Annotated in this window: 18 protein-coding genes; 13 read left to right on the top strand and 5 right to left on the bottom strand. The window is 73.4% G+C overall.

What is annotated here, in order from left to right; all coding sequences use genetic code 11:
* Positions 1 to 3: 3 nt before the first annotated feature.
* A complete protein-coding gene (locus tag J2X49_RS11460; protein WP_310126394.1) occupies positions 4 to 1,155 on the bottom strand; it encodes a glycosyltransferase family 1 protein in 1,152 nt (383 codons plus the stop codon).
* Between the two features lie 107 nt (positions 1,156 to 1,262).
* Between J2X49_RS11460 and J2X49_RS11455 the strand changes: the two genes are divergently transcribed.
* Entirely contained in the window at positions 1,263 to 2,375 is a 1,113-nt protein-coding gene (locus tag J2X49_RS11455) for a mannose-1-phosphate guanylyltransferase (protein ID WP_128188794.1), read from the top strand.
* 38 nt (positions 2,376 to 2,413) lie between these two features.
* Here the strand turns inward: J2X49_RS11455 and J2X49_RS11450 are convergent, their stop codons facing one another.
* On the bottom strand, positions 2,414 to 3,295 hold the full coding sequence (locus J2X49_RS11450) for a type IV toxin-antitoxin system AbiEi family antitoxin domain-containing protein (protein ID WP_310126390.1): 882 nt from the start codon (positions 3,293 to 3,295) through the stop codon (positions 2,414 to 2,416).
* Between the two features lie 200 nt (positions 3,296 to 3,495).
* Here J2X49_RS11450 and J2X49_RS11445 point away from each other — a divergent pair, with 200 nt between their 5' ends.
* From J2X49_RS11445 to J2X49_RS11405, 9 genes are all read left to right on the top strand, one after another.
* Positions 3,496 to 4,596: a BMP family ABC transporter substrate-binding protein gene (locus tag J2X49_RS11445; protein ID WP_310126387.1), complete on the top strand. Its 1,101-nt coding sequence runs from the start codon at positions 3,496 to 3,498 to the stop codon at positions 4,594 to 4,596.
* A 133-nt stretch (positions 4,597 to 4,729) separates the two neighbouring features.
* The gene (locus J2X49_RS11440) at positions 4,730 to 5,836 is read left to right on the top strand and encodes a BMP family ABC transporter substrate-binding protein (RefSeq protein ID WP_205649594.1); all 1,107 of its coding nucleotides are present in this window, start codon (positions 4,730 to 4,732) and stop codon (positions 5,834 to 5,836) included.
* 126 nt (positions 5,837 to 5,962) lie between these two features.
* Entirely contained in the window at positions 5,963 to 7,507 is a 1,545-nt protein-coding gene (locus tag J2X49_RS11435; RefSeq protein WP_310126382.1) for an ABC transporter ATP-binding protein, read from the top strand.
* Positions 7,508 to 7,536: 29 nt separating this feature from the next.
* On the top strand, positions 7,537 to 8,910 hold the full coding sequence (locus tag J2X49_RS11430; RefSeq protein ID WP_396131326.1) for an ABC transporter permease: 1,374 nt from the start codon (positions 7,537 to 7,539) through the stop codon (positions 8,908 to 8,910).
* Positions 8,907 to 10,199 (top strand): ABC transporter permease, encoded by a 1,293-nt coding sequence (locus J2X49_RS11425; protein WP_128190313.1) that lies wholly within the window; start codon positions 8,907 to 8,909, stop codon positions 10,197 to 10,199. The genes J2X49_RS11430 and J2X49_RS11425 overlap by 4 nt, the downstream gene beginning before the upstream one ends.
* 5 nt (positions 10,200 to 10,204) lie before the next feature.
* On the top strand, positions 10,205 to 10,639 hold the full coding sequence (locus J2X49_RS11420) for a cytidine deaminase (protein WP_310126377.1): 435 nt from the start codon (positions 10,205 to 10,207) through the stop codon (positions 10,637 to 10,639).
* Positions 10,632 to 11,921, top strand: a complete 1,290-nt coding sequence (locus tag J2X49_RS11415) for a thymidine phosphorylase (protein WP_225792848.1) — start codon at positions 10,632 to 10,634, stop codon at positions 11,919 to 11,921. Before J2X49_RS11420 ends, J2X49_RS11415 begins: the two co-directional genes overlap by 8 nt.
* A 94-nt stretch (positions 11,922 to 12,015) precedes the next feature.
* A complete protein-coding gene (locus J2X49_RS11410) occupies positions 12,016 to 13,122 on the top strand; it encodes an adenosine deaminase (protein WP_310126371.1) in 1,107 nt (368 codons plus the stop codon).
* Positions 13,119 to 13,556: a PTS sugar transporter subunit IIA gene (locus J2X49_RS11405; protein WP_310126368.1), complete on the top strand. Its 438-nt coding sequence runs from the start codon at positions 13,119 to 13,121 to the stop codon at positions 13,554 to 13,556. The genes J2X49_RS11410 and J2X49_RS11405 overlap by 4 nt, the downstream gene beginning before the upstream one ends.
* A 31-nt stretch (positions 13,557 to 13,587) precedes the next feature.
* On the opposite strand, the gene panD is transcribed toward J2X49_RS11405, so the two are convergent.
* The 3 genes from panD to J2X49_RS11390 all read right to left on the bottom strand — a co-directional run bounded on the left by panD (position 13,588) and on the right by J2X49_RS11390 (position 16,584).
* On the bottom strand, positions 13,588 to 14,007 hold the full coding sequence (panD, locus tag J2X49_RS11400; RefSeq protein ID WP_146357855.1) for an aspartate 1-decarboxylase: 420 nt from the start codon (positions 14,005 to 14,007) through the stop codon (positions 13,588 to 13,590).
* Positions 14,008 to 14,080: 73 nt separating this feature from the next.
* On the bottom strand, positions 14,081 to 15,757 hold the full coding sequence (locus J2X49_RS11395; protein WP_310126364.1) for a phospho-sugar mutase: 1,677 nt from the start codon (positions 15,755 to 15,757) through the stop codon (positions 14,081 to 14,083).
* Positions 15,754 to 16,584, bottom strand: coding sequence for a purine-nucleoside phosphorylase (locus tag J2X49_RS11390; RefSeq protein WP_310126361.1), 831 nt, complete (start codon positions 16,582 to 16,584; stop codon positions 15,754 to 15,756). Before J2X49_RS11390 ends, J2X49_RS11395 begins: the two co-directional genes overlap by 4 nt.
* A gap of 70 nt (positions 16,585 to 16,654) precedes the next feature.
* Between J2X49_RS11390 and J2X49_RS11385 the strand changes: the two genes are divergently transcribed.
* The 3 genes from J2X49_RS11385 to J2X49_RS11375 all read left to right on the top strand — a co-directional run bounded on the left by J2X49_RS11385 (position 16,655) and on the right by J2X49_RS11375 (position 19,165).
* Positions 16,655 to 17,194 carry a YaeQ family protein gene (locus J2X49_RS11385; protein ID WP_128190618.1) on the top strand — a complete coding sequence of 180 codons (540 nt, stop codon included), beginning with the start codon at positions 16,655 to 16,657 and terminating at the stop codon, positions 17,192 to 17,194.
* Positions 17,195 to 17,230: 36 nt separating this feature from the next.
* Positions 17,231 to 18,670, top strand: a complete 1,440-nt coding sequence (locus J2X49_RS11380; RefSeq protein ID WP_246993394.1) for an NAD(P)H-quinone dehydrogenase — start codon at positions 17,231 to 17,233, stop codon at positions 18,668 to 18,670.
* 114 nt (positions 18,671 to 18,784) lie between these two features.
* Positions 18,785 to 19,165 (top strand): YciI family protein, encoded by a 381-nt coding sequence (locus J2X49_RS11375; RefSeq protein WP_128190619.1) that lies wholly within the window; start codon positions 18,785 to 18,787, stop codon positions 19,163 to 19,165.
* Positions 19,166 to 19,173: the final 8 nt, after the last annotated feature.

Raw genomic sequence — 19,173 nt, 5'->3', positions numbered from 1 at the left:
GGGCTAGGCGTCGACGAGCCCGCCCGCGCCGCGGAGCGCGCGCCGCGCCGCCGCCTCGTAGTGCTCGACCAGCTGGTCGGCGACCGCGGGCCACGACCGGCCGAGCACGCGGCGGCGGCCGGCCTCGCCCATCCGCGCCCGCATCGCCGGGTCGGCGGCGAGGGTCGCGACCGCGCGGCGGAGGGCGGATGCGTCGTCGGGCGCGAAGAGGAACCCGGTGGTGCCGTGGTCCACGAGGTCGATGGGCCCGCCCGCGCGGGGCGCGACGACCGGCAGGCCGCTCGCGGCAGCCTCCTGCAGCGTCTGGCCGAACGTCTCCTCGGCGCCGGTGTGCACGAAGACGTCCATCGCGGCGTAGGCCGCGCGGAGCGCGTCGCCGTGCAGCTGGCCGAGGAAGAGCGGCCGCAGCCGCGAGAGCCGTGAGCGCGTCTCGGCCATGCCGGGGCCGTCGCCGACGATCACGACGCGGATGCCGGGCACGCCCTCGAGCGCCCGCAGCCGGTCGAGGCCCTTCTCGGGCGCGACGCGGCCGACGTAGCCGACGACCGCCTCGCCGTGCGGCGCGATGCGGCGGCGCAGCGCCGCGGCGGCCTGGCCCTGGCGGTTGTCGGGGTGGAAGCCGTCGAGGTCGACGCCGCGCACCCACGGGTGCACGCGCTTCACGCCCGCCTCCTCGAGGTCGGCGATCGCCGCGGTCGAGGGCGCGAGCGTGCGGTCGGCGGCGTTGTGGATGCGCCGGATGATCTGCCACGCGAAGGCGGCGCCGGCGCCCAGCCGGTTGCGGCGGGCGAAGCCGGCGACGTCGGTCTGGTAGATCGCGACGCTCGGCAGGCCGATGCGCGCGGCCTCGGCGATCGCCTGGCCGCCGAGCATGAAGGGGCTCGCGGCGTGCAGCACGTCGGGCTGGAAGCGCGCGAGGAGCGACGCGACCTGCGGGCTCGGCAGCCCGACCGGGAACTGGCGGTAGGCGAACGAGGGCACCTCGTGCACCGGCGCGCCGCGGTAGTGCATCGGCGCGCCGCACCGGGGGGTGATGACCATCGCCTCGCGGCCGGTGTCGACCAGGTGGTCGAGCACCCGGCAGACGGAGGTCGTGACGCCGTTGACGGTGGGGAGGAAGCTCTCCGTCACGATGGCCACCCGCTCGATGCGCACGGGGCAACCGTACGTCGGCGGCGCGGCCGAGGCTGGAAGCGCGCGGTGAACGGCGCGTGAACACCCCGGGCGGCGGCTGGCCGCCCGCCGCTGGCTAGGCTCGCACCGTGACGGCGATCGACGACTTCTTCAGCATCATCCCCGCCGGCGGCGCGGGCTCCCGGCTGTGGCCGCTGTCGCGCGCCGATGCGCCGAAGTTCCTCCACGACCTCACCGGCAGCGGCAAGACGCTGCTGCGCGCCACCTACGACCGGGTCGTGCCGCTGTCGGGACCGGGGCGCACGATGGTCGTCACCGGCCGCGCCCACCGCTCCGCCGTCGAGGCGCAGATCCCCGAGCTCGACGACGCGAGCATCGTGCTCGAGGCCGATCCGCGCGATTCCACCGTGGCGATCGCGCTCGCGGCCGCCATCCTCCGCCGGCGCGAGCCTGACGTGATCGTCGGCTCGTTCGCCGCCGACCACGTGATCCACGACGAGCGCGCGTTCCGGCGCGCGGTGCAGGAGGCGGCCGCGGCGGCGCGCGCCGGCTTCATCGCCACGATCGGCATCACCCCCACGGAGCCCGCGATCGGCTTCGGCTACATCCGCGCCGGCGAGCCGGCCGGGATCGCGGATGCGCCGCACGCGGCGGCCGTGAGCGCGTTCGTCGAGAAGCCCTCGGCCGAGGTCGCGAGGCAGTACCTCGCCGGCGGCCACCACCTCTGGAACGCCGGCATGTTCATCGCGCGCGCCGACGTGCTGCTCGCCGAGCTCGCGATCGGCGAGCCCGAGCTCGCCGCGCAGATCGAGGAGCTCGCCGAGGCCTGGGACGAGCCGGCCCGCCGCGGCCCGGCGGTCGACCGGCTCTGGCCGCAGCTGAAGAAGATCGCGATCGACTACGCGGTCGCCGAGCCGGCAGCCGAGCGGGGGCGCCTCGTGGTGGTGCCCGGCGACTTCGACTGGGACGACGTGGGCGACTTCTCGGCCGTCGCGAAGCTGCACAACGGCGGCCGGCGCGGCCGGCTCGCGATCCTCGGCAGCGAGGGCACCGTGCTCGCCGACTCGGCCTCGGGCATCGTCGTCTCGCAGTCGAAGCGCATCATCTCGGTGGTCGGCATCCAGGACGTCGTGATCGTCGACACCCCCGACGCCCTGCTCGTGACGACGACCGACAACGCGCAGCGCGTGAAGCAGGTCGTCGACGCGGTGCGCCGCTCGGGCAACGCCGACGCCCTCTGACGCCGCGCCCCGCGCGCTGGATCGGCCGGGGCGGGCCGTCACCCCGCATGCGGCGCCGACGCGCCGCTCTGCCCGATCGAGCGCGCGCCGCGCCACCGATGGTCGCCTCGGCGGACGATAGCGAGGAGGTCCTGCTCGATGGCCGGCCACTCGTCGTGGATCTGCTGCCACGTCAGCCGCACGACCAGGTAGCCCTGCGACACGTGGATGCGGTCGTAGCGTCGGTCGCGCTGGTAGGCGTCGCGGTCGGTGTGGTGCTCCACGGAGTCGCACTCGATGATGAGGCGGTCGCCCACCAGCAGGTCGACGCGGCGGCCGCGCCAGAGCACGACCTGTGTGCGGCAGCGGATGCGCAGTCCGCGGAGGCGCACGCGCACCATCGACTCCGTGCCCGATTCGGCGGCCGCATCCACGAGGTCCAGGAGCCGTCGACGCGACGCCGGTGCTCCGGTCGCCCAGCCGCGCAGCTGCTCGAGCGTCGCGATCCGGCGGTGCACGAGCGAGTCCGCGACCGCCACGAGGTCCTCCGCGCCGGCGCAGCGGAGCGCGCAGCGGAAGGCCGTCTCGACGTCGTCGATCGCTCGCGCGACGGCCGGGTTCGGGCCGAAGGGGCGGCAGCCCTTCAGCGCGCCGGCGACGCGGTCGCGCTGGCCGTCCGCCAGCCGGCAGTGCAGGGCGCTGCCCCGCGGCAGCCACGCGCCGTGGTGCCCGAGCGCGGTCAGGCAGCTGACGCATCCGCTCCGCGCCACCGCGCTCAGCGCATCCGGGTGCGCGCTCCACGCGAACCAGCCGCGACGCAGCCGGCGCACCCGCCCGGCGGCGACGGCGCGCTCGATCGCCGGTCGTGCGATGCCGGCCTCGAGCAGCTGGGCGGTCGTCAGCACGCCGAGGAAGGCACGGAACAGATCGGTCGCCTCCATGCCCGGAGCATGCGGCAGCGCGGGCCCGGGCGGGGGAGCGCCGGGCCGACCTGTGGAGGGGGCGCGCTCGATCGGCCTGAGCGCACCGTCGCGCTGCATGCGGCTCCGCGGCGTCGCTCTGCCCGATCGAGCGCGGCGATCGCAGGGTGCCCGCACGCGCCATGGCGGTTACCATGGCGCCACCGCACGAAGGAGTCGCCGTGTCCCGCACGCTCTCGCCCGCCAGGGCCGCCACCGTCCTCGCCGTCCCGGCGCTGGCAGCCCTGCTGCTGCTCGCCGGCTGCTCGGCGCCGCCGCCCGCCGAGACTGCCGCGCCCGGCGCGAGCGACGCCCCCGAGCAGTCGCTCGAGTGCGCGCAGATGGTGACGAACTCCGGCGGCCTGAACGACCGCTCCTTCAACGAGACGAGCTGGGCGGGTATGGAGCGCGCGCAGGAGGAGCTCGGCGTCGAGGCGAACGTGCTCGTCTCCACCACCGAGAGCGACCTCGCGCCCAACGTGCAGGCTGCCGTCGACACCGGGTGCGGCTTCGTGCTCACCGTCGGCTACGAGCTGGCCGCCGCGACCGCCGAGCAGGCGGAGGCGAACCCCGACGTGCAGTTCGCGATCGTCGACGAGATCGTCGAGGCGCCGAACGTGCGCTCGATCGTGTTCGACACCGCGCAGGCGGCGTTCCTCGCCGGCTACGCCGCCGCATCCGTGAGCGAGACGGGCACGGTCGCCACCTTCGGCGGCGGCAACCAGCCTCCCGTCACCCTCTTCATGGACGGCTTCGCCGCCGGCATCGACGCGTTCAACGAGGCGAAGGGCGCCGACGTGCAGCTGCTCGGCTGGGACCCGGAGGCCCAGGACGGCACCTTCACGGGCGACTTCGAGAACGTCAGCCTCGGGCAGTCGCAGACGCAGGCCTTCATCGCGCAGGGAGCCGACGTGATCCTGCCGGTCGCCGGCCAGGTGGGGGAGGGCGCGTTCCGCGCCTCGCTCGACGCGGGCGGCGAGGTGCTCGTGCTCTGGGTCGACAACGACGGCTACGACACCCTGCCGGAGGAGTTCCGGCCGCTGCTGCTCACGAGCGTGCTGAAGAACACCGAGGACGCGGTGGTGGGCGCGGTCACCGACGCCACCGACGGCACGATCTCCGACGAGCCCATCATCGGCACGCTCGAGAACGGCGGCGTCGACATCGCCCCCTTCCACGACCTCGACGACCGGGTCAGCGACGAGACGAAGGCCGAGCTGGATGCGCTGCGCGAGCAGATCATCGCCGGCGAGATCACGGTGGAGTCGCCCTCGAGCCCGTGACCCCGGTTTCGGGATTGCAACGATTGCGTTGCGGTGCCCTCAGACCGTCTCGAACCGCCGTCGCGCGGCCGTATGCTCAACCATCATGCGCTCAGCCGCGTCGCGGCGAGCATCCTTTGCACTGGAGGATCCCTTGAGGAAGTTCACCCGTACCGCCGCGCGCGGCGGCGCCATCGCCGTCGGCGCGATGCTGCTGCTCGCCGGCTGCGCCGCCGCGCCCGAGGCGCCCAGCGGCTCGTCGCCCGCCACCGAGGAGCCGGCCGCCACGGTCGACATCCAGCCCTGCATCGTCTCCGACTCGGGCGGCTTCGACGACCGATCCTTCAACCAGCTCGGCGCCGAGGGCGTCCGCGCGGCGGCCGAGGGCCTGGGCGTCGAGGCGATCGAGGTCGAGTCGCAGTCGGAGGCCGACTTCGCACCCAACATCTCGAGCGTCATCGACCAGGGCTGCAACATGGTCGTGACCGTGGGCTTCCTCCTCGCCGAGGCCACCGCGGCTGCCGCCGAGGCCAACCCTGACATCCAGTTCGCGATCATCGACGACAGCTCGATCGACCTGCCGAACGTGCAGCCGATCGTCTTCGACACCGCGCAGGCCGCGTTCCTCGCCGGCTACGCCGCCGCCTCGCACACCGAGACGGGCATCATCGCCACCTGGGGCGGCATCCAGATCCCGCCGGTGACGATCTTCATGGACGGCTTCTACGAGGGCGCCATGTACTACAACGAGCAGAACGGCACGGACGTGCAGGTGCTCGGCTGGGACCCCGAGGCGCAGAACGGCTCGTTCACGGGCGGCTTCGAGGCCGGCGTGGAGGCGAAGGCCATGGCCGAGACCTTCATCGGCCAGAACGCCGACGTGCTGATGCCGGTCGGTGGCCCGATCTTCCTCTCGGCCGCTGAGGCCATCCGCGACGCGGGCGAGGACTCGGGCATCACGATGGTGGGCGTCGACGCCGACCTCTACGAGACGTCGCCCGACAACGCCGACCTCTTCCTCACGTCGGTGCTCAAGGGCATGGCGCAGGGCACGCAGGCCGTCGTCGAGCAGGCCGCCGCGGGCGAGTTCTCGAACGAGCCGTACGTCGGCACGCTCGAGAACGAGGGCGTCGGCATCGCGCCGTTCCACGACTTCGAGGGCGAGGTCGACCCCGAGCTGCAGGCGCAGCTCGACGAGATCACCGCGGGCATCATCGCCGGCGAGATCACGGTCGAGTCGCCGGCGAGCCCGCAGCCGTAGTCCGCAGGCACGTGCGTGGGGGTCGGCTCCGGTCGGCCCCCACGCGCGTGAGCGGAGCCGACGCACCTGCGGCTCCCGCGCAATCCGACTAGATTCACAGGCGTCGTCAAGGTCGAAGGAAGGCACATGGCCGTCGAGCACCCCACCCTCGAGCTCCGGGGGATCACGAAGCGCTTCGGCGCGCTGGTCGCGAACGACCACATCGACCTCGAGGTCCGGGCCGGCGAGATCCACTGCCTCCTCGGCGAGAACGGCGCCGGCAAGTCGACGCTCATGAACGTGCTCTACGGCCTGTACCACGCCGAGGAGGGCGAGATCCTGCTCGACGGCGCGCCGCAGCGCTTCGCAGGGCCCGGCGACGCGATGCACGCCGGCATCGGCATGGTGCACCAGCACTTCATGCTCATCCCCGTCTTCACCGTCGCCGAGAACGTGCTGCTCGGCCACGAGCGCGCCCTCGGCGGACTCGCCGGCGCGAAGGAGAAGGTGCGCGAGATCTCGCAGCGCTTCGGCTTCCACATCGACCCCGACGCCAAGATCGAGGACCTGCCCGTCGGCGTCCAGCAGCGCGTCGAGATCATCAAGGCCCTCTCGCAGGACGCGAAGGTGCTCGTGTTCGACGAGCCCACCGCGGTGCTCACGCCGCAGGAGACCGACGAGCTGATGGCGATCATGCAGCAGCTCCGCGACGAGGGCACCGCGATCGTCTTCATCACCCACAAGCTCCGCGAGGTGCGCGCGATCGCCGACCGCATCACGGTCATCCGCCTCGGCAAGGTCGTGGGCGAGGCGAGCCCGCAGTCGTCGAGCACCGAGCTCGCCTCGATGATGGTCGGCCGCCCGGTCGAGCTCACCGTGCACAAGCGCCCGCCCGTGCTCACCGACAACCGCCTCGAGGTCACGGGCCTGACGGTGCTGGATGCGATCGGCCAGAAGGTCGTCAACGACGTCTCGTTCACGGTGCAGGGCGGCGAGGTGCTCTGCATCGCCGGCGTCCAGGGCAACGGCCAGACCGAGCTCACCGAGGCCATCCTCGGCCTGCAGCCCCGCGCCACCGGCTCGATCGACCTCAACGGCAACGAGCTGCTCGGCGACTCCGTGCGCGAGGTGCTCGACGCCGGCGTCGGGTTCGTGCCGGAGGACCGCAAGGTCGACGGCCTCGTCGGCGACTTCACGATCGCCGAGAACCTCATGCTCGACCGCTACCGCGGAGCGCCGTTCGTGAGCGCCGGCACCATCGACCGCGGCGCCCGCGACGAGTTCGCGACCGAGAAGCTCGGCGCCTTCGACATCCGCGCCCAGGGCATCGACACGCACGTCGGCACGCTCTCGGGCGGCAACCAGCAGAAGGTGGTGCTCGCGCGCGAGCTCGGGCGCCCGCTCTCGCTCTTCGTCGCCTCGCAGCCCACCCGCGGCCTCGACGTCGGCTCGATCGAGTTCGTGCACAGCCAGATCATCGCCACCCGCGACGCGGGCATCCCCGTCATCGTCGTCTCCACCGAGCTCGACGAGGTCGTCGGGCTCGCCGACCGCATCGCGGTCATGTACCGCGGCGGCGTGGTCGGCATCGTCCCCGCCGACACCAGCCGCGACATCCTCGGCCTCATGATGGCCGGGGAGCGCCCCGCCGGCATCCCGGCGCCGACCCCCTCGAAGGGAGCCGCAGCGTGAACGACAGGCCGCGCGACGCCGACGACCCGATGGAGCCCGCGGGGCTGCAGCGCCCGGGCGGCTCGCCCGACTCCGGCGACGCCCCCGCCGTCGTGCACGCGCCGGAGGCCGCGGAGGTGGCCGCGCCGGCCGTCGTCGTGCCCACCGACGACCGGCAGGTCGAGCACGAGGACCCCTGGGGCAGCGCCTTCCGCCGCATCATGGGCGGCAACCTCGTCATGGCCGTGCTCGCGATCATCACCTCGCTCGTCGTCGGCGGCATCCTCATCGCCGCGACCGACGAGCGCGTGCAGGAGACGAGCGGCTACTTCTTCGCCCGGCCCGGCGACACGCTCGCCGCGGCATGGGACGCCGTCGGCGGCGCCTACTGGGCGCTCTTCCAGGGCTCGATCCTCAACGTCTCGCGGGCCGACGCCGGCTTCGCGCAGCTCATCAAGCCGCTCACCGACACGCTCAACTTCGCCACCCCGCTCATCGCCGCGGGCCTCGGCGTCGCGATCGCGTTCCGCGTCGGCCTGTTCAACATCGGCGGCCGCGGCCAGATGCTGTGGGCCGCCGCGGCGGCCGGCTGGGTCGGCTACTCGTTCGCCCTGCCGCCCGTGCTGCACGTGCTCGTCGCGATCGCGGCCGGCATCGCCGCGGGCGCCATCTGGGGCGGCATCGCCGGCGCGTTCAAGGCGTACACGGGCGCGCACGAGGTGATCGTCACGATCATGCTGAACTTCGTCGCGCTGTGGTTCATCACCTGGATGCTGCGCACGCCGGGCCTCCTGCAGAACCCGGGCAGCAACAACCCGATCTCGCCGCCGATGGCCGAGACCGCGGTGCTGCCGTCGATCTTCGGCCCGCCGTTCATCCTGCACTGGGGCTTCGTGCTGTCGGTCGCCGCGGTGATCTTCTGCTCGTGGCTCATCAACCGCTCGAACATCGGCTTCCAGTTCCGCGCCGTCGGCTACAACGCCAACGCCGCGCTCAACGCCGGCATGGACGTCAAGCGCCTCACCGTCTACGCGATGCTCTTCGCGGGCGGCTTCATGGGGCTCGCGGGCGCCCAGCAGGTGACGGGCGCCGTCACCACCGGCTTCACCTCGGGCATCGACGCCGGCATCGGCTTCGACGCCATCACGGTCGCGCTGCTCGGCGGCTCCACGCCGTGGGGCACGTTCTTCGCGGGGCTGCTGTTCGGCGCCTTCAAGGCCGGCGGCTTCCGCATGCAGGCGGCCGAGGGCGTGCCGATCGACATCATCCTCGTCGTGCAGTCGTTCATCGTGCTGTTCATCGCGGCCCCGCCGCTCGTGCGCGCGATGTTCGGCCTGCCGCAGCCCGGCAGGAAGTCGCGCAGGCAGCTGCGCGACGAGGCCGCGATCGCGGACGCGACCAAGGCGAAGGGAGCGCAGTCGTGACCGCGCAGCAGCCCACCACCCAGGCGCCGGCGCAGGCCGAGACCGTCGAGCTCGAGCGCGCCGTCGTCAAGCACTGGAAGGCGCCGATCTCGTACGCGGTGCTCACGCTCGTCGCGCTCCTGCTCACGGTCGTGCTCGGCCGCGACGGCTCCGCGACGCTGCGCCTCGCCTCGTCCGGCGACCTGTTCCAGCTGCCGGACGCGGTGCTCCCGGCGCGCGCGACGGGCATCGTCATCGTCATCCTGCTCGCGGCGCTCACGGCGCTGTCGTTCTGGGCGGCGGCCACCGCGCGGAGGCTCGGCGTCTGGCTGCCGATCGTCTTCGGCGTGCTCTTCGTCGTCGCGTTCCTCACCTGGGCGGGCGCGGGGTCCATGATCCCGATCGCGGGCCTGCTCTTCGCGACCGTCGGCCTGTCGGTGCCGCTCATCCTCGGCGCGATGGGCGGCGTGCTCTCGGAGCGCGCGGGCGTCGTGAACATCGCCATCGAGGCGCAGCTGCTCGGCGGCGCGTTCACCGGTGCCGTGGTCGCCTCGGCCACCGGCTCGACGCTCGTCGGCGTCGTCGCGGCGATGCTCGCGAGCGTGCTGGTGTCGATGGTGCTCGCGGTCTTCGCGATCCGCTACTTCGTCGAGCAGGTCATCGTCGGCGTCGTGCTCAACGTGCTCGTCGCGGGCCTGACGAACTTCTTCTACTCGTCGGTGCTCACCGACAACCCGGCGCTCAACTCGCCCGTGCGCCTGCCGAAGATCCCCATCCCGCTGCTCGAGAGCATCCCGCTCATCGGCCCGGCGCTGTTCAAGCAGACGATCATCGTCTACGCGATGTACGTCATCGTGCCGCTCATCGCGTGGGGCCTGTTCAAGACCACCTGGGGCCTGCGCCTGCGCGCCATCGGCGAGCACCCGATGGCCGCCGACACGGTCGGCATCAAGGTGAACCGGCTGCGCTTCTGGAACGTCGCGCTCGCGGGCGCCGTCGCCGGCCTCGGCGGCGCGTACTTCACGCTCGACTCCAACGGCTCCTTCACGCGCGAGATGACGGCCGGACTCGGCTACATCGCCCTCGCGGCGGTCATCTTCGGCCAGTGGCACCCGATCAAGGCGACGCTCGCGGCGCTGCTGTTCGGCTTCGCGTCGGCGCTGCAGCAGACGCTCGGCGCGATCGGCTCGCCCGTGCCGAGCGAGTTCATGCTCATGCTCCCGTACGTCATCACGCTGCTCGCGGTGGCCGGCTTCATCGGGCGGTCGAGGCCGCCCGCGGCCAGCGGCAAGCCGTACGTGAAGCAGTAGCGGCGATGGGCGACATCGACTGGCAGGCGCTGCACGACGCGGCCCACGGGGCGACCCGGCACGCGTACGTGCCGTACTCGCGGTTCCCGGTGGGCGCGGCGGCGCTCGTCGACGACGGCCGGGTCGTGACGGGCGCGAACATCGAGAACGCGGCCTACGGCGTCACGCTGTGCGCCGAGTGCTCGCTCGTGAGCGCGATGGTGATGGGCGGCGGCGGCCGGCTGGTGGCCTTCGCGTGCGTCAACGGCGACGGCGAGCGGCTCATGCCGTGCGGCCGCTGCCGCCAGCTGCTCTCCGAGCACGCCGCCCCCGGCATGCTGCTCGACACCGTGAGCGGCATCCGCACCATGGCGGAGGTGCTCCCGGATGCGTTCGGCCCGGGCGCGCTCGACGCCTACGCCGCAGGGCATCCCGAGACCGGAGGGGCAGATCGTGGCTGAGGCCTTCGACGCCGTCGACATCATCCGCACGAAGCGCGACCGCGGTGCGCTCTCGACCGAGCAGATCGACTGGCTCATCGATGCGTACACGCGCGGCTACGTCGAGGACCCGCAGATGGCGGCGCTCGCGATGGCGATCCTGCTGAACGGCATGGAGCGCCGCGAGATCCACGACCTCACGATGGCGATGATCGCCTCCGGCGAGCGGATGGACTTCTCGTCGCTCGACGCGCCCACGGTCGACAAGCACTCCACCGGCGGCGTCGGCGACAAGATCACGCTGCCGCTCATGCCGCTCGTCGCCGCCTTCGGCGCCGCCGTGCCGCAGCTGTCGGGCCGCGGGCTCGGCCACACCGGCGGCACGCTCGACAAGCTCGAGTCGATCCCCGGCTGGCGGGCCGAGCTGACGAACGACGAGATGCTCGAGCAGCTGCGCACCGTCGGCGGCGTCGTGTGCGCGGCCGGCACGGGCCTCGCCCCGGCCGACAAGCGGCTCTACGCGCTCCGCGACATCACCGGCACGGTCGAGGCGATCCCGCTCATCGCCTCGTCGATCATGTCGAAGAAGATCGCCGAGGGCACCGGTGCGCTCGTGCTCGACGTGAAGTTCGGCTCCGGCGCGTTCATGCAGGAGTTCGAGCGCGCTCGCGAGCTCGCACTGACGATGGTCGAGCTCGGCCGCGACGCGGGCGTCGAGACGCGCGCGCTGCTCACGACGATGGACGTGCCGCTCGGCCTCGCGATCGGCAACGCCAACGAGGTGCGCGAGTCGGTCGAGGTGCTCGCCGGCGGCGGCCCGGCCGATGTCGTCGAGCTCACCGTGGCGCTCGCCCGGGAGATGCTGGACGCGGTGGGCAAGGGCGACGCCGACGTCGAGGCCGCGCTCGCCGACGGCCGCGCGATGGACGTCTGGCGGCGCTTCGTCGTCGCGCAGGGCGGCGACCCGGATGCGCCGCTGCCGGTCGCGCGCGAGACGCACACGGTGGTCGCCGAGGCCGACGGCGTGCTCGCGCGCCAGGAGGCGCTGCCGTTCGGCATCGCCGCCTGGCGGCTGGGCGCCGGCCGTGCCCGCGCGAGCGACCCGGTCGTGCACGCGGCCGGCATCGACCTGCACGTGAAGCCGGGCGACGCGGTGCGGAAGGGCGATCCGCTCTGGACGATCAGCGCCGACGACGCCACCCGCATCCCGCGCGCGCTCGAGGCGCTCGAGGGCGCCTGGGAGCTCGCGGCGCCCGGCACCGCGGTGCCGGTGCCGCCCATCGTGCGGGAGCGCATCGCCTGACGCCGGCCGCGCCGCCGGCGCGCGTCGTCGGCAACACGACGGCCACGTTCGGCGGATAGCATCGAGATCCACCGCATCGGACGACGGAGACGAGATGAGCCGCTACGAGGTCGACGGCGTCGACATCCAGAGCCTGCCCAAGGTCAGCCTCCACGACCACCTCGACGGGGGCCTGCGGCCGCAGACCATCATCGAGCTCGCCGACGAGATCGGCTTCGCGCTGCCGGCGACCGACGCGGCGGAGCTCGGCGCGTGGTTCGCCGCGCAGTCGAACTCCGGCTCGCTGCCCGAGTACCTCACGACGTTCGACATCACGACCGCGGTGATGCAGACGGAGCACGGGCTGCACCGGGTCGCGAAGGAGTTCGTGCTCGACCTCGCCGAGGACGGCGTCGTCTACGGCGAGATCCGCTGGGCGCCCGAGCAGCACCTGCAGCGGGGCCTCACCCTCGACCAGGCGGTGGAGGCGGTGCAGGCCGGCATCGACGAGGCCGCCGCCCTCGTCGCCACGCACGGCGGCCGCATCCGCACCGGCCAGCTCATCAGCGCCATGCGCCACCTCGACCGGGCCGACGAGATCGCCGAGCTCGCGCTGCGGCACCGCGACCGCGGCGCCGTCGGCTTCGACATCGCCGGCCCCGAGGCCGGCTTCCCCGCCTCGCGCCTGCAGTCGGCGTTCGACCGGCTCGCCCACGCCCACTTCCCGGCCACGGTGCACGCGGGCGAGGGTGCGGGGCTCGACTCGATCGCCGACGCGCTCTTCGCGGGCCGCGCGCTGCGGCTCGGCCACGGCACGCGCATCGCCGAGGACATCGTCGTCGAGGAGGAGACCGACGACGCCGTCGTCGTGCGCCTGGGCGAGCTGGCCGAGTGGGTGAAGGACCGCCAGATCGCGCTCGAGGTGAGCCCGTCCTCGAACCTCCAGACCGGCACGATCGCGCAGTGGGGCGAGGCGCTCGACGACCACCCGATCGACCTGCTGCACCAGCTGGGCTTCTGCGTCACCGTCAACCCCGACAACCGCCTGCAGTCGGGCACGACGCTCACGCGCGAGCTGGGCCTGCTCGTGGAGGCGTTCGACTGGGAGCTCGACGACCTCGAGCAGGTCGCGCAGAACGCGGCGGCGAGCGCCTTCTGCACCTTCGAGGAGCGCGAGGAGATCGCCGACCTCATCGCCGACGGGTTCGACGACCTTCGATGACGCTCCCGCTCGACGAGGCCACGTTCTCGCCAGGGGTGCATGCCGCCGACTGGCGCGCGGCCGTGCGCGCCGGCGGCGTCGACCTCGTGACCGCGCGCGCGGTGGGCCGCGCCTACGTCGACGAGCTCGTGCAGCAGATCGAGCAGGCCGGGCCCTACTGCGTCGTCGCGCCCGGCGTGGCCGTGCCCCACGCCCGGGCGAGCGCCGTCGTGCGGCGCGATGCGCTCGCGATCGTGGTGCTCGATGAGCCGGTCGCCTTCGGGCACCCGCACCACGACCCGGTGCGCGTCGTCATCGCGATGGCCGCGCAGAGCCCGCGCCGCCACCTCCAGATGCTCGCCGAGCTCGCCAACGCGCTCGACGGCGACGGGGTCATCGACCGCCTCGCGGCTGCCGCCGACCGCGACGCGGCGATCGCGGCCCTGCGCGGCTGACGCCGGCCCGACGCCGGCCGGCGCGAGCGCGCTAGTCGGTCAGCGGCCGCGCGGCCGTGCGCAAGTGGGTGCCCTCGGGCGCGTGCCCCGGGTCGTGGCCGGTCTCGACGATGCGGTTCGCGTCGTCGACGAACACCACCGACGGCTCGAACGCGCGCGCCTCGGCGTCGTCGAGCTGGGCGTAGGCGATGACGATGACGGTGTCGCCGACGTGCACGAGCCGGGCGGCCGCGCCGTTGACGCACAGGATGCCGCTGCCGCGCTCGCCGGGGATCGCGTAGGTCGTGATGCGTGCGCCGTTGTCGACGTCGACGACGTCGACCTGCTGGCCGGGGAGGATGTCGGCCGCGTCGAGCAGGTCCTCGTCGACCGTGAGCGAGCCGACGTAGTGCAGCTCGGCCTGCGTGACCGTCGCCCGGTGGATCTTGCCCTGCAGCATCGTGCGCAGCATGCGCGTCCCTCCCGCGCCCGGTCGGCGCATCCGCCCACCAGTGTGCCGCATCCGGACGAGGCCGGGCCCGGGCTCAGGCCAGCAGCGGCCGCACCGCCTCGGCGATCGCCGCGACCCGCTCGCGCGCCGCGCGCACGCGCGCCGCGGGCGCGCCGTCGGTCGAGGAGGCGTCGATGTAGACCTTCACCTTCGGCTCGGTGCCGCTCGGGCGCACCATGACGCGCGAGCCGTCGTCGAGCGTGAAGCGCAGGATGTCGCCGATCGAGCCGTGCTCGGGCAGGGCCAGGTCGTCGGCGGCCAGCACGCGCGAGCCCGCGAGCTCGGCCGGCGGCGCCGCGCGCAGCGCCGCCATGATCGCGGGGATGCGCGCGAGGTCGCTGACGCGCACGCTCACCTGCCCCGAGGCGAAGGCGCCGAACTCGCCCGCGAGCGCGAGCAGCTCCTCGCCGAGCGACGAGCCGCGCTCGTGGAGGTCGCTCGCGAGCGTGAGCAGCCGCACGAGCGCTGAGATGCCGTCCTTGTCGCGCACGGTGCCGGGGTTGACGAGGTAGCCGAGCGCCTCCTCGTAGCCGTAGACGAGGCCGGGCACGCGCGAGACCCACTTGAAGCCCGTGAGCGTCTGCACGAACTCGAGCCCGTGCGCCCGGGCGATGGCGCCGAGGCCGGGGGAGGAGACGATCGACGCCGCCAGCACGCCCTGGCCGCGCGCGGTGCGGGCGGCGTCCCAGCCGAGCAGCAGCCCGACCTCGTTGCCCGTCAGCATGCGCCAGCCCATGGGGGCGGATGCGTCGGGCACGGCGACCGCGAGCCGGTCGGCGTCGGGGTCGTTGGCGATGATGAGGTCGGCCTGCTCGGCCGTGCCGAGCGCCATCGCGAGGTCGAGCGCGCCGGGCTCCTCGGGGTTCGGGAAGTCGACGGTCGGGAAGGCGCCGTCGGGCTCGGACTGCTCGGGGACGGGGATGACGGGCGGGAAGCCCGCCTCGGCGAGCACCGCCTCGACCGTCTCGAGGCCGACGCCGTGGAGCGGCGTGTAGACGACGCGCGGGCCGCTCGTCGCGCCGGCGACGCCCTGGTCGGGCTGGCCGATGGCGGCGGTCGCGGCGACGTAGGCGCGCCAGACGGCCTCGCCCGTGACCTCCGGCTCGCCGCGCGGGTAGTCGGCGACGGGCGTCTCGGCCGCCTCGGCGATGCGGGCGGCGATCTCGGCGTCGACGGGCGGCACGATCTGGCTGCCCTCGTCGTCGCCGCCGAGGTACACCTTGTAGCCGTTGTCGGCCGGCGGGTTGTGGCTCGCCGTCACCATCACGCCCGCGCTCGCGCCGAGGTCGCGCACCGCGAACGCGGTGACGGGCGTCGGCATGAGGCGGGGGAGCAGGATCGCGCGCACGCCGGCGCCCGCGAGCACCTCGGCCGTGTCGCGCGCGAACCGCTCGGAGCCGCGGCGGCCGTCCCAGCCGACCACGACCGACGGGTGCGGCTCGCGGCTCAGCAGGAACGCGGCGAGCCCGGCGGAGGCCTGCTGCACGACCACGCGGTTCATGCGGTTGGGGCCCGGCGCGATGCGGCCGCGCAGCCCGGCCGTGCCGAACTGCAGGCGGCCGCGGAACGCATCCGCGAGCTCGGCGACCGCCGCGTCGTCGCCGGCCTCGGCGGACGCGATCGTCGCCTCGAGCTCGGCGCGAGTGGCCTCGTCGGGGTCGCCGGCGAGCCACGCGCGCGCCGCGGCGACGGTCTCGGGAGAGGCGCTCACGCCTGCGTCCCGATCGCGGCGACCACGTCGGCGAGCAGCCGCGAGATGCGCGCCTCGGCCTCGCGGCCCGCCTCGATGACCTCGGCGTGCGACAGCGGCGTCGTCTGGATGCCGGCGGCCAGGTTGGTGATGAGGCTCAGACCCAGCACCTCCATGCCCGCCTCGCGCGCGGCGATCGCCTCGAGCGCGGTCGACATGCCGCAGATGTGGCCGCCGATCGCCTTCGCCATCTGCACCTCGGCGGGCGTCTCGTAGTGGGGACCGCGGAACTGCACGTAGACGCCCTCGTCGAGGCTGCCGTCGACGGTGCGGGCGATGTCGCGCAGGCGCGGCGAGTAGAGGTCGGTGAGGTCGACGAACGTGGCGCCCTCGAGCGGCGAGTCGGCGGTGAGGTTGATGTGGTCGCTGATGAGCACGGGCTGCCCCGGGGTCCAGTGCGGCTTGATGCCGCCGGCGCCGTTCGTGAGCACCATGATGCTCGCGCCCGCGGCGGCGGCGGTGCGCACGGAGTGCACGACCCGGCGCACGCCGTGGCCCTCGTAGTAGTGCGTGCGCGCGCCGATCACGAGCGCGCGGCGGCCGTCGTCGGTGCGCACCGAGCGGATCGTGCCGACGTGCCCCTCGAGGGCCGGCTTCGAGAAGCCGGTGATCTCGGTCGCGTCGATCGTGTGCGTGGTCTCGCCGAGCAGGTCGGCGGCCCGCGCCCATCCGGAGCCCAGGGTGAGGGCGATGTCGTGCGACTCGACGCCGGTGATGCGGCGGATGTCGTCGGCGGCCAGGCGCGCGACCTCGCGCGGGTCGGCAGGGGGGTCGAGCGGGTGCGTCATGGCGCCCACTCTAGGGGCGCTCCCGGCGACGGGCGGCCAGCAGGGCGCACGGCGCGTAGGCTCGGCGACCATGGCCATCGGCGCGACGATCCACACGTTCGACGTGCAGCTCTCGGACGTCGATCGCGGCGTCTACGAGGAGCTGTCGCTCAAGGTCGCGCAGCACCCCTCGGAGACGACGGCGTTCATGGTCACCCGGGTGCTCGCCCTGTGCCTCGAGCACGAGGAGGGCATCGCATTCGGCGACGGCGTCGCGGGCGGCGACGAGCCGGCGGTGCTCGCGCGCGACCTCACCGGGGCGCTCATGGCCTGGATCGAGATCGGCGCGCCCGACGCGGAGCGGGTGCACCGCGGCAGCCGCGCTGCCGAGCGCACCGCCGTCTACACGCACCGCGACCCCGAGCGAGTGGCCGCGAAGTGGGCGGGCAAGCGCATCCACCGCGTCGAGGACGTGCGGCTCGTGTGGTTCGACGACGGCTTCGTCGACGCGGTCGCCGATGCCGTCGCGCGGCGGACGACCATGTCGGTCTCCCGCACCGAGGGCACCCTCTACGTCGAGGTGAACGGCACGTCGCTGACCTCGGCGGTGCACGAGCGCGCCGCCGGCTGAAGGCAGGGGATCGTCGCCGCCTGGATGTGCGGGATGATGGAGCGCGTGAGTGCATTCGAGCGCAAGCAGCGCGTGGTCATCATCGGCGGCGGACCCGGCGGGTACGAGGCCGCGCTCGCGGGCGCCCGGCTCGGCGCCGACGTGACCCTCATCGAGCGCACGGGCGTCGGCGGCAGCGCGATCCTCACCGACGTCGTGCCCTCGAAGTCGCTCATCGCGACCGCCGAGTCGGCAGCGGCCATCCGCGACGCGAGCCAGCTGGGCGTGCAGTTCTCGGTGCGCGGCGACAGCGGCCGCCCGCAGAAGCCCGAGGTCGCCGTCAACCTGCGCGCCGTGAACCGTCGCCTGCTGTCGCTCGCGGCGAAGCAGTCGCTCGACATGAAGGCCGACCTCGAGGCCGCGGGCGTCACGATCGTGCAGGGCGAGGGCCGCCTCGAGGGGCCCGGCCGCGTGGTGGTCTCGACCGGCAAGCAGGGCGCCGACTTCGACGAGTTCGAGGCCGACACCATCGTCGTCTCGGTCGGCGCGACGCCCCGGCAGCTCCCCTCGGCGATGCCCGACGGCGAGCGCATCCTCACGTGGACCCAGCTCTACGGCCTCGAGGAGGTGCCCGAGCACCTGATCGTCGTCGGCTCCGGCGTCACCGGCGCCGAGTTCGCGAGCGCCTACAGCCTCATCGGCGCCGAGGTGACGCTCATCTCGAGCCGCGAGCAGGTGCTGCCCGGCGAGGACTCCGACGCCGCCCGCGTCATCGAGGACGTCTTCCGCCGCCAGGGCATGCACGTGCTGTCGAAGTCGCGCGCCGAGAAGGTCGAGCGCACCGAGACGGGTGTCGTCGTCACCCTCACCGACGGCCGCACCGTCGAGGGCTCGCACTGCCTCATGGCCGTCGGCTCCATCCCGAACACGGCAGGGATCGGCCTCGAGGAGGCGGGCATCGAGCTCGCCGAGTCCGGCAACATCCTCGTCAACCGGGTCGCCCGCACGAACCTGCCGAACGTCTACGCGGTCGGCGACTGCGCCGATGCCCTGCCGCTCGCATCCGTCGCCTCCATGCAGGGCCGCACGGCGATGTTCCACGCCCTCGGCGACGCGGTCGACCCGATCTCGATGCGCACGGTCGCCTCGAACATCTTCACGCAGCCCGAGATCGCGACCGTCGGATGGTCGCAGAAGGAGATCGAGGACGGCATCGCGCAGGGCGAGGTGTACCGGATCGACCTCTCGACGAACGCCCGCGCGAAGATGATGGGCGTCGAGGACGGCTTCGTGAAGCTCTTCGCGCGCACGGGCTCCGGCACGGTCATCGGCGGCGTCATCGTGGCGCCGAAGGCGTCCGAGCTCATCTTCCCCGTGACGATGGCGATGGAGCACCGCCTCACCGTCGACCAGGTCGCCCGCGTCTTCCCCGTCTTCCCCTCGCTCACCGGCTCCGTCTCGGACGCCGCCCGGGCGATGCACCGCGTCGAGGACTGACGCGCCGACGGTGTCGAAACCGGCGCGCGCCGATCGTCTCCCTCGTGTGGCCGCCCGGTCACAGCACCTGCCAGACTGCGACCGACGCGCCTGGCTCGAGGAGAGGATGCGGCGATGGCCGACCAGTACCTGTTCATGATCGTCGAGCCCGACTGGGACTCCGACGCCTACGCCGGCGAGGGCGCGGGCGAGCAGATCGCGGCGGAGTTCCCCGAGTTCGAGGCCTTTGAGCGGCGCGTGGCCGAGCTCGGCGCGCGCATCGTCGCCGGCAACGCGCTCCACAATCGGCGGCACGGCGGCATCGTCCGGCCCGGCCCCGACGGCCGCGAGGTGGAGGACGCGGTGTGGACCGACGGCGCGAGCCTGGAGAGCGACGAGGTGATCAGCGGCTACTACGTGATCGAGGCGGAATCGGAGGAGATCGCGCGGCAGCTCGCGCCGCTCGTGCCGACCGGGGGCCACATCGAGTGGCGACGCGTCTTCCCCATGGGGTGAGCGCGCCG

The organism is Agrococcus sp. BE272 (assembly GCF_031457935.1).
GTDB lineage: Bacteria > Actinomycetota > Actinomycetes > Actinomycetales > Microbacteriaceae > Agrococcus > Agrococcus sediminis.
This window is presented reverse-complemented; position numbering and strand designations above follow the sequence as displayed.

What these genes read in the sequence shown, in the direction of transcription:
- J2X49_RS11430 (WP_396131326.1), top strand. Translation starts at nt 7,537, where the DNA reads ATGGAGCCCGCGGGGCTGCAGCGCCCGGGCGGCTCGCCCGACTCCGGC.
- J2X49_RS11450 (WP_310126390.1), bottom strand. Translation starts at nt 3,295, where the DNA reads ATGGAGGCGACCGATCTGTTCCGTGCCTTCCTCGGCGTGCTGACGACC.
- panD (WP_146357855.1), bottom strand. Translation starts at nt 14,007, where the DNA reads ATGCTGCGCACGATGCTGCAGGGCAAGATCCACCGGGCGACGGTCACG.
- J2X49_RS11390 (WP_310126361.1), bottom strand. Translation starts at nt 16,584, where the DNA reads ATGACGCACCCGCTCGACCCCCCTGCCGACCCGCGCGAGGTCGCGCGC.
- J2X49_RS11435 (WP_310126382.1), top strand. Translation starts at nt 5,963, where the DNA reads ATGGCCGTCGAGCACCCCACCCTCGAGCTCCGGGGGATCACGAAGCGC.
- J2X49_RS11420 (WP_310126377.1), top strand. Translation starts at nt 10,205, where the DNA reads ATGGGCGACATCGACTGGCAGGCGCTGCACGACGCGGCCCACGGGGCG.
- J2X49_RS11380 (WP_246993394.1), top strand. Translation starts at nt 17,231, where the DNA reads ATGGAGCGCGTGAGTGCATTCGAGCGCAAGCAGCGCGTGGTCATCATC.
- J2X49_RS11385 (WP_128190618.1), top strand. Translation starts at nt 16,655, where the DNA reads ATGGCCATCGGCGCGACGATCCACACGTTCGACGTGCAGCTCTCGGAC.
- J2X49_RS11375 (WP_128190619.1), top strand. Translation starts at nt 18,785, where the DNA reads ATGGCCGACCAGTACCTGTTCATGATCGTCGAGCCCGACTGGGACTCC.
- J2X49_RS11410 (WP_310126371.1), top strand. Translation starts at nt 12,016, where the DNA reads ATGAGCCGCTACGAGGTCGACGGCGTCGACATCCAGAGCCTGCCCAAG.
- J2X49_RS11405 (WP_310126368.1), top strand. Translation starts at nt 13,119, where the DNA reads ATGACGCTCCCGCTCGACGAGGCCACGTTCTCGCCAGGGGTGCATGCC.